The 13235-nt window shown below is 76.1% G+C and carries 13 protein-coding genes; 5 read left to right on the top strand and 8 right to left on the bottom strand.

Annotated elements, in window-relative coordinates; translation table 11 throughout:
* Nucleotide 1 precedes the first annotated feature (1 nt).
* Nucleotides 2-1276, top strand: coding sequence for a cupin domain-containing protein (locus GA0070614_RS27790; RefSeq protein WP_088978719.1), 1275 nt, complete (start codon nucleotides 2-4; stop codon nucleotides 1274-1276).
* 105 nt (nucleotides 1277-1381) lie between these two features.
* Here GA0070614_RS27790 and GA0070614_RS27795 read toward each other — a convergent pair whose 3' ends face one another.
* From GA0070614_RS27795 to GA0070614_RS27815, 5 genes are all read right to left on the bottom strand, one after another.
* The gene (locus GA0070614_RS27795; RefSeq protein WP_088978720.1) at nucleotides 1382-2047 is read right to left on the bottom strand and encodes a hypothetical protein; all 666 of its coding nucleotides are present in this window, start codon (nucleotides 2045-2047) and stop codon (nucleotides 1382-1384) included.
* A complete protein-coding gene (locus tag GA0070614_RS27800) occupies nucleotides 2044-4728 on the bottom strand; it encodes an FtsK/SpoIIIE domain-containing protein (protein WP_088978721.1) in 2685 nt (894 codons plus the stop codon). The genes GA0070614_RS27795 and GA0070614_RS27800 overlap by 4 nt, the downstream gene beginning before the upstream one ends.
* Nucleotides 4721-5623, bottom strand: coding sequence for a hypothetical protein (locus GA0070614_RS27805; protein ID WP_088978722.1), 903 nt, complete (start codon nucleotides 5621-5623; stop codon nucleotides 4721-4723). The genes GA0070614_RS27800 and GA0070614_RS27805 overlap by 8 nt, the downstream gene beginning before the upstream one ends.
* A gap of 9 nt (nucleotides 5624-5632) precedes the next feature.
* On the bottom strand, nucleotides 5633-5893 hold the full coding sequence (locus GA0070614_RS27810) for a hypothetical protein (protein WP_088978723.1): 261 nt from the start codon (nucleotides 5891-5893) through the stop codon (nucleotides 5633-5635).
* A gap of 217 nt (nucleotides 5894-6110) precedes the next feature.
* Nucleotides 6111-6491 carry a hypothetical protein gene (locus GA0070614_RS27815; RefSeq protein ID WP_088978724.1) on the bottom strand — a complete coding sequence of 127 codons (381 nt, stop codon included), beginning with the start codon at nucleotides 6489-6491 and terminating at the stop codon, nucleotides 6111-6113.
* A gap of 120 nt (nucleotides 6492-6611) precedes the next feature.
* On the opposite strand from GA0070614_RS27815, the gene GA0070614_RS27820 reads away from it, so the two are divergent.
* Genes GA0070614_RS27820 through GA0070614_RS27825 form a run of 3 tightly spaced genes read left to right on the top strand, consistent with a single transcriptional unit; the run spans nucleotide 6612 to nucleotide 9699 of the window.
* Complete coding sequence (locus GA0070614_RS27820) at nucleotides 6612-9167, top strand: ATP-dependent Clp protease ATP-binding subunit (protein WP_088978725.1); 2556 nt, start codon at nucleotides 6612-6614, stop codon at nucleotides 9165-9167.
* Nucleotides 9168-9184: 17 nt separating this feature from the next.
* A complete protein-coding gene (locus GA0070614_RS30670; protein ID WP_172892519.1) occupies nucleotides 9185-9349 on the top strand; it encodes a hypothetical protein in 165 nt (54 codons plus the stop codon).
* Nucleotides 9349-9699: a DUF3140 domain-containing protein gene (locus tag GA0070614_RS27825; protein ID WP_088978726.1), complete on the top strand. Its 351-nt coding sequence runs from the start codon at nucleotides 9349-9351 to the stop codon at nucleotides 9697-9699. Before GA0070614_RS30670 ends, GA0070614_RS27825 begins: the two co-directional genes overlap by 1 nt.
* 80 nt (nucleotides 9700-9779) lie before the next feature.
* On the opposite strand, the gene GA0070614_RS27830 is transcribed toward GA0070614_RS27825, so the two are convergent.
* The 3 genes from GA0070614_RS27830 to GA0070614_RS27840 are packed head-to-tail and all read right to left on the bottom strand — an operon-like array spanning nucleotide 9780 to nucleotide 11698.
* Nucleotides 9780-10013: a hypothetical protein gene (locus tag GA0070614_RS27830; RefSeq protein ID WP_088978727.1), complete on the bottom strand. Its 234-nt coding sequence runs from the start codon at nucleotides 10011-10013 to the stop codon at nucleotides 9780-9782.
* Nucleotides 10014-10032: 19 nt separating this feature from the next.
* The gene (locus GA0070614_RS27835; RefSeq protein ID WP_088978728.1) at nucleotides 10033-11022 is read right to left on the bottom strand and encodes a LysR family transcriptional regulator; all 990 of its coding nucleotides are present in this window, start codon (nucleotides 11020-11022) and stop codon (nucleotides 10033-10035) included.
* 58 nt (nucleotides 11023-11080) lie between these two features.
* Nucleotides 11081-11698, bottom strand: a complete 618-nt coding sequence (locus GA0070614_RS27840) for a hemerythrin domain-containing protein (RefSeq protein WP_088978729.1) — start codon at nucleotides 11696-11698, stop codon at nucleotides 11081-11083.
* A 194-nt stretch (nucleotides 11699-11892) separates the two neighbouring features.
* Here GA0070614_RS27840 and GA0070614_RS27845 point away from each other — a divergent pair, with 194 nt between their 5' ends.
* A complete protein-coding gene (locus GA0070614_RS27845) occupies nucleotides 11893-13221 on the top strand; it encodes a M20/M25/M40 family metallo-hydrolase (protein WP_088978730.1) in 1329 nt (442 codons plus the stop codon).
* The last annotated feature ends 14 nt before the right edge of the window (nucleotides 13222-13235 follow it).

Here is a 13235-nt window from a genome sequence, read left to right on the forward strand (position 1 = left end):
CGTGACGATCGTCGACCCGCCGGGCGGCCACGGCCGCCCGGCGGTTCCGTCCCGCGCCCTGGCGGCCCTCACGCGCTGCGTCGGCGTCGAGCCGGCCAAGTTCGCCGCCGCGTACTGGGGCCGCGAGCCGCTGCTCTCCCGTGCCGACGAGCTACCCCACCCGCACGGCTTCACCGACCTGCTCAGCCCCGCCGACGCCGACGAGCTGCTCAGCCGGCGCGGCCTGCGTACCCCGTTCCTGCGGGTGGCCAAGGACGGCCAGCTCGTGCCCGCGGCCCGCTACACCGGCGGTGGTGGCGCGGGCGCCGAGATCGGTGACCAGGTCCTCGACGAGAAGGTGCTGGAGCTGTACGCCTCCGGCGCGACCCTGGTGCTGCAGGGCCTGCACCGCACCTGGCCCGCGCTCGTCGACTTCGCCCGCGACCTCGGCGCCGCGCTCGCCCAGCCGCTCCAGGTCAACGCCTACCTGACCCCGGCCGGCAGCCAGGGCTTCGCCACCCACTACGACACCCACGACGTGTTCGTCCTGCAGGTCGACGGTCGCAAGCACTGGCGGATCCACCCGCCGGTGCTGCCCGACCCGCTGGAGAGGCAGCCGTGGGGCGGCCGGGCCGACGAGGTCTCCGCCACCGCCTCCGGACCCGCCGCCCTCGACGTGGTCCTCGAACCGGGGGACGCGCTCTACCTGCCGCGTGGCTGGCTGCACAGCGCCCAGGCGCAGGAGTCCAGCTCCCTGCACCTGACCGTCGGCATCCGGGCGCTGACCCGGTACGCCCTGGTCGAGGAGCTGTTGGCGCTCGCCGCCGAGGACCCCCGGCTGCGGGCCGGCCTGCCCTTCGGCACCGACGTCGCCGACCCGGACGCGATCGAGCCCGAACTCACCGAGACCGTCGAGGCGCTGCGCGACTGGCTGCTGCGCGCCGACCCGGCTGCGGTGGCCGCCGGGCTGCGGCGGCGGGCCTGGCCGGCGGCCCGGCCGGCGCCGATCCGGCCCCTCGCGCAGGCCGCCGCGCTCGCGGCGCTCGATCCGGACCACCGCATCGCCCCGCGTGGGGGACTGCGCTGGCAACTCACCCCGACCGACGACGGCAAGGTCGCGCTGCGGCTGGTCGACCGGACCGTCACCCTGCCCGGGCAGTGCGAGGCGGCGCTGCGCGCGCTGCTCACCGCCGACGTGATCCGGGTCGGGGACCTGCCCGGGCTGGACGACGACGCCGACCGGCTGGTGCTGGCCCGCCGGCTGCTGCGCGAGGCGGTCGCCGTACCGGCCGAGTGACGTCACCCGCGGCCCGCTCCTGCTCGGCCCGCTCCTACCGGGCGGACCGGGCAGGGGGACCGGGCCGGGCACGCCGCCGACCGGTGCGACCGAAGGGGGCGGGGGTCAGCGGGTCGCGACCAGCAGCGCCACGGTGGTCGCCAACCCGGCGATCAGCACGATCGCCGCCGGCCGCGGGCCGAGCAGCGCGTGTCGCCGGTCCGCCAGCCGCTTCGCCGGGGCCAGGCCCACCAGCGGGCCGAGCAGCGTCACCACCAGCGCCAGCACCGGCATCCCCGCCGCCAGGTCGCCGCCGTAGCGCACCCCCAGCGCGCGGGCGCCGGCCCCCAGCGCGTACGCGAGCAGCGCGCCGGCCACCCCGCAGAGCGCCAGCAGCGGGTTCGCCGAGCCCGGCAGCTCACCCGGCTGCCCGGCCCGGTCCAACAGGTCCCGTACCCCGCGCAGCGACGCCACCGGGTCCCCGCCGGCGTCCCGCGCCGGCCCCGGCGGCGGCCCCAGCCGGCGGGCGCCCAGCCCCACCCGGCCGCGCAGCTCCGCCCAGAGGTGGCCCACCTCGGCGTCCACCCGGTCCACCATGGCCCGCGCCTCCGCCACCTCCGCCTCGGCCCGGCGCAGCTGCTCGGCGGCCTCGGCCACCGCCCGGTCGGCGGCGGCGCACTGCTGGTCGTGCCACGCCTGCGCCTCGGCGCGCTGGGCCCGGACCCGGCCGGTCAGCTCGGCGAGGCGGCGGACGTGGGCGGCGTACGTGTCACTGGCGACCGGTTCGTTCATCGGGACGGACCATAAGGGATGATCACCTGTCCGGTGCGGTGCACCGCGCGGTCGAAGAAGAGCCCGCGCCACGGCCGGGGGTACCAGTCCGGCCCCCCGGTGCCCGGGTACAGCGCCGAGCCCAGCTCACCGCCCTGCACGTCCAGCGCCACCCACGCCCCGATCTGGTCGGTGCGTGCCGCCGGACCGCCCAGGTCGGCCCGCATCCGGGCCACCCCGCGCCACCAGGCCAGCACGTGGGTACGCCGCTCCGGACCGTCGTGCAGGATGCGGCGCAGCCGGTCCAGCCCGCTACGCCCGCCGACCGACGTCGACAGCGCACCGGCCGCCGCGTCGACGGCGAACAGCAGCAGGTAGTGCGGGGTGGCCGGGGTGCCCGGCCGGGCCAGCGCCTCGACCGTCTCGGCCATCAGCTCCGGCACCGTCTCCTCGTCGTACCAGGCGGCGTCGTCGGCCAGGTCCTCGTACAGGGCGCGGGCCGCCGGGTCGGCGTCCGGGTCGAGGCAGGCGATGGAGAACCGGGCGGCGCCGGGCCGGTGCTGCCGGGCCAGCGAGCGGGCCGCGGCGTCGAGCACCGCGCACGCCTCGTCGACCCGGGTGCCGAGCACCGCCAGGTTGCGTCCGGGCGCCCGGGGCAGCCGCAGCGCCGCCGAGCGGGCCTGCACGTCGATGATCTCCCCGAGCAGCGCCACCGGGTTGCGGGGCGCGGCGTCCCCGGCCGGCGGGGCCAGCGCGCGGAAGTCCGGCGCGTCGGCCAGCCGGGGGACCGCGTCGCCGTCGAAGAGCCGGGCCGGGGCGGCGTCGGCCGGGCGCATCCGCCACAGCCGGTGCTGCAACTCGCTCCACGTCTCCCAGTCGCCGGCCGACGGGATCCGCGCCACCTGGTTGCCCTCGGTCATCCCGGACTCGGCGTTGACCACCGCGTGGTACTTCGGCAGCGCCTGCGCGGCGTCGTTGCGCTCGGCCAGGATCCGCAGCGCCTTCGGCAGCGCGATCCGCAGGGTGAACTGGGCGACCAGCGCCGGGCGCCCCCACAGCGCCTCGATGCCGCGTACGTCCTGCGAGGCGAGCACCAGGTGGATGCCCTGCGAGCGGCCCCGCCGGGCCAGGTCCTCCAACAGGTCGGCGGCCTCCCGGGCCACCACGTCCCGGCCGGCCAGCAGGGCCTGGAACTCGTCCACCACCGCCACGATCCGGGGCCAGTGCCCGGTCGGGTCCACCGCCCGCAGCTCGGCGAGCTTGGTGACCTCGTGCTTCTTCGCCGCGTCGGCGCGGCGGCGCAGCTCCTCGGCGAGGAAGCGCAGCAGCGCCAGCCCGAACTCCCGGTCGGTGTTGACGTTGATGCCGACCAGCCGCATGTGCGGCAGCCAGCTCGGGTCGCGCCGGCCCTGCGCGAACCGGGCGAAGGACACCCCCTCCTTGAAGTCGAGCAGGTAGAACTCCAGCTCGGCGGGGGAGTACCGGGCGGCCAGCGCGCCGATCCAGGCGAAGATCAGATTGGTCTTGCCGGTGCCGGACGGGCCGCCGATCAGCGCGTGCGGCGGGTAGTCGCCCAGGGTCAGCAGGACCGGCCGGCCGTGCGGGCCCTCACCGATCGGGGCGGTGAGCCCGTGCGCCGAGTCCTCCTTCCACATCTGCTCGGGCGGGGGCAGCAGGTCGGTGAAGGGGGTCGGCGGGGGACCGGCGTTGACCCGGGAGGCGATCTCCCGGCAGGTCTCGGTGACCAGGGTGGCCGGCGGCGGCGGGTCGAGGCGTACCGGCAGGCCGCTCGGGCCGCCCACCCGGGCCTCGCCCTTCTCGGCGGTGATCCGGGTCAGCGTCGCGTCGTCCGGCAGGTCGATGCCCCGGACCACCAGGTGCACCCCGCAGGCCGCCCCGGTGCGCAGCACCCGGTCGAGTTGGCCGCGCTCGTGCCGGGACGGCTCGTCCCCGCCGAGCAGCACCGCCACCCGCCACGGCTCCGGCCGGCGGCCGGTCGCCGCGGCCAGCTCGCGCAGCGAGGCGTACTCGCCGGCGAGCACGGTCTCGTTGATCCGGCGGATCTGCTCGACCAGGTCGTCCAGGAGCCGGCCCAGGCCGCCCGGGCCGACGAAGGTGAGCAGTCCGGCGGTGCCGAGCGGGGCGAACCCGGCCAGCCCGCCGCCCAGGTGCTCCGGGTCGTACCCGTAGAGCCGCACCGCGCCGGGGTCGGCCCGGCCGACGCCGCGCAGCAGCAGCGCGGACACCACGGCGTCACCACCGTGCCGGTCGGCCCCGGCCAGGTGCACGTGCCCGGCGTCCAGCAGCGGCACCAGCGCCGGCACCGGTTCCGCGCCGGGGACGCGCAGCGTGCCCACCCGTACCGGGCCGATCGGCTCGCCCCGCGCGGCCGGCGTCGCGTGCCACTGCGGCCAGGGCGCGGACGCCGCGCCCGGGGCCTCCCGCAGCGCGGCGGCGGCCGTGCGGCGGGCCAGCTCGCCGATCCGCGCGGCGTGCCGGTCGTCGATCTCGGCCAACCGCCGGTCCCGCTCCGCGGCGACCCGCTGCGGCACGGCGGCGGCGGCCCGTCGCGTCCGGGCCAGCCGCTCCCGGGCGCCGGTCAGCTCCGTCTCGGCGGCGGCCACCCGGGCACGGGTGGCGCCGAGTGCCTCGGAGAGCATCCCGCGTACCCGGGAGACGAGCTGCCCGCGCAGGTCAGCCACGGCGTCCGCCGTCGGGCGCCGGCTGCCGGCGCGGGTCGGGCCCGTCGGCGGGAGGCAGGTCCCGGCCCAGCCGGGCCAGCAGCACGGCGGTCGCCACCCCGGCCGTCACGGCGGGGTCGGCGGCGTGCGGCTGCTCCTCGCCCGCGCCCCGGCGCGGCGGGGGCATCCGGCAGATCCGGGTGAGCAGGGTGTCCAGCACCGGCGGCGGCAGACCGGGCAGCAGGTCACGCACCCGGCCGTCGAGTTCGCCGCGCAGCCGGCCCAGGTCGTCGGCGCGGGGCGGATGTCCCAGCAGCTCCCCGGCCAGGTCGCGCAGCAGGGGCGGGGCGAGGGCGGCCATGCCGAGGCCGACGTCGGCGTGCGCGCGGCGCAGCTCCCGGTGCAGCCGGTCCCGGTCGCCGGAGCGGACGCCGCCCGCCACCCGGCGCAGCAGCTCCCGGGAGTCGGCGACCCGCTCGTCCGGCTCGTCCGGTGGGCCCTCCGTCCCGCCGGTCAGCTCGGCCACCCGGACCGACCACCAGCGCTCGACCGTCGGGTCGGCGGCCGGCTCGTCGGCCGGCGCGGCCGCCGGCGGCCCGTCCTCGCGCGGCGCGTCGTGCTTCGGAGCCCGGCCGGTGGCCGGTGGCGGGGGCGCCCCGTCGGGGGCGAGCCCGATCGCCGCCAGGTACGCGGTGAGCTGCTCCTGGGCCACCCGCAGCGCGTGCCCGGCGGCCTCGGCGTGCTCGACGGCGGCGGACAGCTCCGGCACCCCCATCGGGTTGGCCGACTCCTGCCGGACCCAGCGCAGCCGCTCGGTGGCCTGGCCGAACTTCTCCAGCGCCAGGGCGAGCTGGGCGAGGGGGAACTCCTCCGCGGCGGCGCGCACCTGCGCCCCGACGTCCTCCACGATGGACACGGCGGCCGCTCAGAGCGTCGAGACGTAGAGCTGCGCCTGCTCCACCGCGACCAGGGTCGCGGCGAGGCATTCCTCCAGCTCCTGCCCGGCCTGGGTCAGCGAGGCCTGGGCGGCCTCCACGGTCTCGTGCCCGCTGCCCTCCAGGGCCCCGGCCAGGGTCTGCTGCGCCTCGGAGAGCTTCTCGCCGGCCGCCTGCACCGCTGTCTGACCGTCCCCGATCTGTTGGAGGGCGACCTCGATGGCTGCCTTCAGCTCGGCGACGCTCGCCACGATGACCTCCTGGGGGCGGGGAGACGTCCATTACAACGTATACCCGGGCGGTGGAGAACATCCGCCCGGTGGGTGTCCCTGCCCGGCTGCCCGTTTCCCGCCCCGACGTGCGCGAACCCGCCACCTGCCGCAATCGCCGGTCCCGCCCGGGCCCCACCCGGTCCCGCCGACGGGACCAAGGCTTCGGCGGCGGGAGCCGGCGCGGACGGGCACAGGTTCAGGGGCGGGGGAGCCAGCGCGGGCCGTGCACCTCCGCGCCGAGGGCGGTGACCCGGGTACGCAGCTCGCGGTCGGCGGTGACCACCAGGCGGCGGCGGTCCGGGGCGTCGCGGACCAGCGCGACGATCGTGTCGTCGCCGGAGGCGGGCGCGGCGACGGTGCGTACCTCGGCGGTCCCGGGGACCTCCCGGGCCGCCCCCTCCACCACCAGCACCACCTCCACCGGTGGCGGCAGCTCGGGCGGCAGGCCCGCCGCGGCCAGCGGGGCCAGCGCGTCGCGTAGCCGGGCCGCCGCGCCGGCCCGGTCCCGCCACCATCCGTCGGGCCGGGAACCGACCACGTTGGCGCCGTCGACGATCAGCAGGGGGCGGTTCTCCATGGCCCCAGCCTGCCACCCGGTGGCGTTTGCCGCGTCGGCCGTCGGGTAGCCACCGGCGACCGTGCCGCGCCCGCGGTGTCGCTCCGGCGACCGTGCCGCGCCCGACTGCGGAGGACAGAGATGATGGGACCCGGTGACTTCGGCTCCGACCCGTGGGACGAGTTCCTGGCCCGGTACTTCGGCCGGGGAGAGGGCGGACGCCGACCGGCCCACCGGGTCGACATCACCCGGCTGATGACCGCCGACGCCCGGGAGATGCTGGCCGACGCGGCCCGCCGAGCCGCCGAGAAGCACAGCAACGACCTGGACACCGACCACCTGCTCTGGGCGGCGTTGCAGCGCGAGCCGCTGCGCGACCTGGTACGCCGGGCCGGCGCCGACCCGGACGCCCTGGTCAACGCCCTCGGCGGCCGGGGTGAGGGCGCGCCCCGGGGCGAGGTGCCGCCGAACCTCTCGCTCACCCCGGCGGCGAAGCGGGCGCTGCTCGACGCCCACCAGCTCTCCCGCGCGATGGGGGCGAACTACATCGGCCCCGAACACATCCTGATGGCGCTGCCGCTCAACCCGGAGTCACCGGCCGGCCGGATGCTCGCCGCCGGCCGGATCCAGCCCGAGTCGTTGCAGGCGGCCAGCGCCGAGCGCGGCCCGATGCCCGGCCCGAAGCCGGACCGGGGCACGCCCACCCTCGACCAGTACGGCCAGGACCTCACCGACCTGGCCCGCAACGACCAGATCGACCCGGTGATCGGCCGGGCCGACGAGATCGAGCAGGCGGTGGAGATCCTGTCCCGGCGCACCAAGAACAACCCGGTGCTCATCGGTGAGGCGGGTGTCGGCAAGACCGCCATCGTCGAAGGGCTGGCCGAGCGGATCTGCGACGGCGACGTGCCGCAGACGCTGCTCGGCAAGCGGGTGGTGCAGCTCGACCTGGCCGGGCTGGTCGCCGGCACTCGGTACCGGGGCGACTTCGAGGAACGCCTGAAGAAGGTGATCGACGAGATCCGGGCCCACCGGGACGAGCTGATCATCTTCCTGGACGAGATCCACACCCTGGTCGGCGCGGGCGGCGCCGGCAGCGAGGGCGGCATGGACGCCTCGAACATGCTCAAGCCGGCCCTGGCCCGTGGCGAGCTGCGGGTGATCGGCGCGACCACGTTGGACGAGTACCGGCGCAGCATCGAGAAGGACGCGGCGCTGGCCCGGCGCTTCCAGCCGGTGCTGGTGCCCGAGCCCACCGTCGAGGACACCGTGGCCATCCTGCGCGGCCTGCGCGACCGGTACGAGGCGCACCACCAGGTCCGCTTCACCGACGAGGCGCTGGTCGCCGCCGCCGAGCTCTCCGACCGGTACGTCACCGACCGGTTCCTGCCGGACAAGGCGATCGACCTGATCGACCAGGCCGGCGCGCGGGTGCGGCTGCGGACCCGCACCCCCGCCTCGGACGTGCGGGAGCTGGAGCAGCAGCTCGACGAGGTGCGCCGGGACAAGGAGCAGGCCGTCGCCGACGAGCAGTACGAGAAGGCGTCCGCGCTGCGCGACCGGATCGCCGAGATCGAGGCGCAGATCCGCCGGGCCCAGGGCGACGGGGAGGGCGGCAACCACGTCCCGTCGGTCGGCACACAGGAGATCGCCGAGGTGGTGTCGCGGGCCACCGGCATCCCGGTCAGCCAGCTCACCGAGGAGGAGCGGGACCGGCTGCTGCGCCTGGAGGGCCAGCTGCACGCGAAGGTCGTCGGGCAGGACGACGCGGTCACCGCGGTCGCCGAGGCGGTGCGCCGGTCCCGCACCGGGTTGGCCGACCCGGAGCGGCCGATGGGCAGCTTCCTCTTCCTCGGCCCCACCGGCGTCGGCAAGACGGAGCTGGCCCGGGCGCTGGCCGAGGCGCTCTTCGGCGAGGCCGACCGGATGGTCCGGGTGGACATGAGCGAGTTCCAGGAGCGGCACACGGTGGCCCGGCTGGTCGGTGCGCCTCCCGGCTACGTCGGGTACGAGGAGGCCGGTCAGCTCACCGAGGCGGTGCGCCGCCGCCCGTACGCGGTGGTGCTGCTCGACGAGATCGAGAAGGCCCACCCGGACGTGTTCAACATCCTGCTCCAGGTGCTCGACGACGGCCGGCTCACCGACGGGCAGGGGCGCACGGTCAACTTCAAGAACACCGTGCTCATCATGACGAGCAACCTGGGCGCGGAGCTGATCACCGGCACCCAGCGCGCGGTGGGCTTCGGCGCGGGCGAGCCCGGCGGGACGGCGGAGACCGACGAGCTGCGTGAGCGGCTGATGCGCCGACTCCAGGAGACCTTCCGCCCCGAGTTCCTCAACCGGATCGACGAGACGATCATCTTCCGCCGGCTGGAGGCCGAGCAGCTGCGTCAGATCACCGGGCTGCTGCTGGAGGAGACCCGCCGCCGGCTGCACGCCCAGGACGTCGAGGTCGACTTCACCACGGCCGGTGTCGACTGGCTCGCCGAGCACGGCTACCAGCCGGAGTTCGGGGCCCGCCCGCTGCGCCGGGTGATCCAGCGCGAGGTGGACAACCGGCTCTCCCGGATGCTGCTGGAGAACGAGATCTCACCCGGCCAGAAGGTCACCGTCGACGCGCGTGACGGCCAGCTCGCCTTCGAGGTGGCCGCCGGTGACCGTGGCTACACCGCGGCCACCACGTCCCACCCACGATGACCCGGAGGGCGGACGAGATGACCGAACCGGAGGAGACCAGGGAGAGCACCGAGCGCACCGAACCGATCCTCGCGCCTCCGACGGCGAACCCGGCCCGGGTCCAGGTGCCGCCGGAGGGCCTCAAGCAGCAGACCGACGACGGGGACCCGGTGCCGTCCGGGCGCCCGGAAGAGGAGGCGTGATGGTACGCGAGAAGCGACTCGACCCCGAGGTCGAGGTGATCTGGGACGACTTCCACGCCGAGGTGAACGTCCCCTCCGAGCAGTTGCGGCAGTGGCTGCTGACCCGGGGCTCCGGGGAGGAGTCGTTCGGGCCGAACCCGGATCTCGACCTGCCCGAGCCCGGCCGGCAGATCCTGCGGGTGCTCAGCAAGCGCAAGGTCGACCTGACCCCGGAGGACATCGAGGTAATGCGGGAGGCGATCGAGCGCATCCGGGCGCTGACCGCGGAGAAGCCGCGCGGCGGCAACGCCGACGACCAGTGGCGGCACTCCCTGCTCGACCTGGGCCACGACGTCCTCGTCGAACGCTGACCCGGGTACCACGCGGCGCCCGCGGACCGGTGCGGTCCGCGGGCGCCGTCCGTGCGCGCCCGGCGTCGGGCGCGCAGCGCTCAGGGCTCCAGGCTGGGCAGTTGCAGGCCGGCGGCGTCGGCGGCGCTCTGCCGGTCGGCCAGGGTGCGCTCCTCCCGGCTGAGCAGGGTGGCGTACTCGGTGACGTCGGCCGGGTCGGGCACGTCCGGCAGCCGGCGCAGGAACGCCTCCACGTCACGAGCGGCGGCGGTGTGGGCGGCGGCGGCCTGACGCAGCAGCTCCCGCTGGTCGGCGACGGGGTCGAGATCGGTCATACCGGCCTGATACCCGTCGTCACGCCGTTCGCACCCCCGGGTGGGCGGGGGTCGTCCGGGCGCCGAAGTCCGGGTGTCGCAGCAGCCAGGCCAGGTAGTCGGGGTGTGCGGCCAGGGAGTCGGTGTACGCGGCGACCGCGTGCTCCAGCACCGACTCGGCGACCCGGGCGGCGGGGGAGTCGGGGTGCCAGCCGAGCAGCAGCCGCCAGCGCAGCGGCGTGCCCGCCAGCCGGCGGGTCACCAGGCCGGCCACCGGGCGGAAGGTGGCCTGGCAGAGCGCCACCGCCTCCCCGGCGTCCACCAGGTCCATGCAGCCGCGCACGTCGGTCTCGTACACCTTGCGCGGGGTGAACCCGGCGCGGGCGCAGGCGGCGGCGAAGCAGTCGCCGAAGCAGCCGTCGCCGGGCGCGGCCACCCACTGCTCGCGGCGCAGGTCGGCCAGGCCGACCTCGTCCCGGTCGGCCATCGGATGGGACTCGGGCAGCAGCACCAGCACCGGGTCGACCGCCACCTCCCGCCAGCTGAGGCCGAACTCGGTCGGCGGGGCGGCGTCGCCGCAGACGCCGGTCAACGCGAAGTCCAGCCGCCCGCCGGCCACCAGCGAGGCCAGCTCGTCGGCGGACCAGGAGGCGTACGTGGTGAGCTGCGCCTGGGGCTGCTCGGCGGTGAGCCGGTGCACCAGCCGCCCGAGGATCGGACTGTTCACCCCGCCGAAGCGGTACCGCCCGAGGGTGCCGTCCTGCCCGGCCAGCCGGGCCGCCTCGTCCTGCAGCCCTTTCATCGCCGGCAGCAGCACCCGCGCCCGGGCCAGCACCAGCTCGCCGAGCGCGGTGGGACGCGCCCCGCGCCGGTCCCGTTCGAACAGCGGCCCACCGAGTGTGCGTTCGATGCGCTGGAGCTGCGCGGTCAGGGCCGGTTGTGCCAGGCCGAGGGTGGATGCCGCCTTGGTCACGCTCCCCGTCTCGGCGATCGCGCAGACCACCCGCAGGTGCCGCAGCTCCAGGTTCATAAGGTGACGGTAGGACCACGCACCGGCCGGGGGAAGGCCCCGAACGGATCGGCGTACGTCATTCCCTCAAGTCGCGCCGGAGATCGGCCAGGTACGTGCGCCGCCCGGTGACCGCGTCGCGCACCTTGTCCACCACGCCCAACGCCGGTTCGACCACCCGGTTCCAGGGCGGGCTCGCCGGGGTGCCGGGGTGCGGACGGGTCGGGGCGGCCTCCTCGGCGATCTCCCAGCGGTTGCCCAGCCGGATCAGCTCGGCGTCGGAGGTCACCTCGCGCAGCCGCGCGGTCAGCGTCCGCACCTCGTCGACGTGGCGGCGTACCCGCTGGACCACCTCGGCCAGCGTGTCGTCCTGCGGGCCGGTGAGCGCCTTCAGCGCGGTCAGCAGCGCGGCGTCCGCCGCGAGCACCTCCTCGACCCGGTCGGCGGCCTCGGGCAGCGCCGACCGTACGGCCGGCAGCAGGTACTGCTCCTCGGCGGAGAGGTGACGCGAGACCGCGGCGGTCAGCACCTCGACGACCTCCCGGCGCCGCTCGCCGTCCAGCTCCGGGTCGTCGAGGCGGCCGGCGAGGCCGAGCAGTTGCCGGTGCTCGGTGTCGGCGAGGTCGGCCACGCTGCGGCCGCCGGGCCGGTAGGCGTCGTCGGCGGCGGGCGGCAGCGGGGGCAGGGGAACGGACATGGTGCCCTCCTCGGCGGGCGGCCGGGGCGTTGGGGGACGGCCGGCGCGACGGGCGGTGCGGGGACGCCGACGCGGTACCCGTACCCCGTGATCGCGAAACGCGCCGGGCCGGGCGCGCGGTCCCGGCCCGGCGACGCGGCGGGCGACGGCGTCCGGGCCGCCGAGGCGGGCCGGCCGGCTGGTAGAAAGAGGCGGTGACTGCCGACGCCGCCTCCACCCGACCCGACCCCACCGACGAGGTCGTGGAACTCTGCCGTGACCTGCTGCGCATCGACACCACCAACACCGGTGACAACGCCACCAGCGCCGGGGAGCGCCGCGCGGCCGAGTACGTCGCGGAGAAGCTGGCCGAGGTCGGCCTCGACGCCCGGATCCACGAGTCTGCGCCGGGACGGGCCAACGTGGTCGCCCGGATCGCCGGCGCCGACCCGGGCCGTGACGCCCTGCTGGTGCACGGCCACCTCGACGTGGTGCCGGCCGACGCCGACGAGTGGTCGGTGCACCCGTTCTCCGGCGAGGTCCGCGACGGCTACCTGTGGGGCCGGGGCGCGATCGACATGAAGGACTTCGACGCGATGGTGCTGGCCGTGGTGCGGCACTGGCAGCGCACCGGGGTCCGCCCGCCGCGCGACATCGTGCTGGCCTACACCGCCGACGAGGAGGCGGGCAGCGACTACGGCGCGCACTTCCTGGTGCAGCGGCACCGGGAGCTCTTCGACGGCTGCACCGAGGCGATCGGCGAGGTCGGCGGCTTCTCCTACTCGATCAACGAGTCGCAGCGGCTCTACCTGATCGAGACGGCCGAGAAGGGGCTGGACTGGCTGCGCCTGCACGCCAAGGGCCGCCCCGGGCACGGCTCGTTCGTCCACGACGACAACGCGGTCACCGCGCTGGCCGAGGCGGTCGCCCGGGTGGGGCGGCACAAGTTCCCGGTCACCGTCACCCCGACCGTGCGGGCCTTCCTCCAGGAGGTCTCCGACGTGCTCGGCGTGGAGTTGGACCCGGACGACCCGGAGACCGCGATCGCCAAGCTCGGCCCGATCGCCAACATCATCGGCGCGACCATCCGCAGCACCGCCAACCCGACCCGGCTCGCCGCCGGGTACAAGGACAACGTCATCCCCGGGCGGGCCACCGCCACCATCGACTGCCGCAGCCTGCCCGGGCAGTCGGAGATGCTGGAGCGCCAGTTGCGCGAGCTGGTCGGCCCGGACATCGAGATCGAGTACATCCAGCGCCAGCCGGCCCTGGAGACCACCTTCGACGGTGACCTGGTCGAGGCGATGTCCGCGGCGCTGCGCGCGGAGGACCCGGGGGCCCGGCCGGTGCCCTACATGCTCTCCGGCGGCACCGACGCGAAGGCCTTCTCCCAGCTCGGCATCCGCTGCTTCGGCTTCTCCCCGCTGCGGCTGCCGGCCGACCTCAACTTCTCCGCCCTGTTCCACGGCATCGACGAGCGGGTACCGGTGGACGGGCTACAGTTCGGCGTGCGGGTCCTGGACCGGTTCCTGCGCGCCTGCTGACCTCGTCCGGTGTC

Source organism: Micromonospora coxensis (assembly GCF_900090295.1).
GTDB lineage: Bacteria > Actinomycetota > Actinomycetes > Mycobacteriales > Micromonosporaceae > Micromonospora > Micromonospora coxensis.

Coding starts and splice junctions, on each gene's coding strand:
- GA0070614_RS27815 (WP_088978724.1), bottom strand. CDS start 6,491: ATGGAGAACCGCCCCCTGCTGATCGTCGACGGCGCCAACGTGGTCGGT.
- GA0070614_RS27820 (WP_088978725.1), top strand. CDS start 6,612: ATGATGGGACCCGGTGACTTCGGCTCCGACCCGTGGGACGAGTTCCTG.
- GA0070614_RS30670 (WP_172892519.1), top strand. CDS start 9,185: ATGACCGAACCGGAGGAGACCAGGGAGAGCACCGAGCGCACCGAACCG.
- GA0070614_RS27830 (WP_088978727.1), bottom strand. CDS start 10,013: ATGACCGATCTCGACCCCGTCGCCGACCAGCGGGAGCTGCTGCGTCAG.
- GA0070614_RS27825 (WP_088978726.1), top strand. CDS start 9,349: ATGGTACGCGAGAAGCGACTCGACCCCGAGGTCGAGGTGATCTGGGAC.
- GA0070614_RS27835 (WP_088978728.1), bottom strand. CDS start 11,022: ATGAACCTGGAGCTGCGGCACCTGCGGGTGGTCTGCGCGATCGCCGAG.
- GA0070614_RS27795 (WP_088978720.1), bottom strand. CDS start 2,047: ATGAACGAACCGGTCGCCAGTGACACGTACGCCGCCCACGTCCGCCGC.
- GA0070614_RS27840 (WP_088978729.1), bottom strand. CDS start 11,698: ATGTCCGTTCCCCTGCCCCCGCTGCCGCCCGCCGCCGACGACGCCTAC.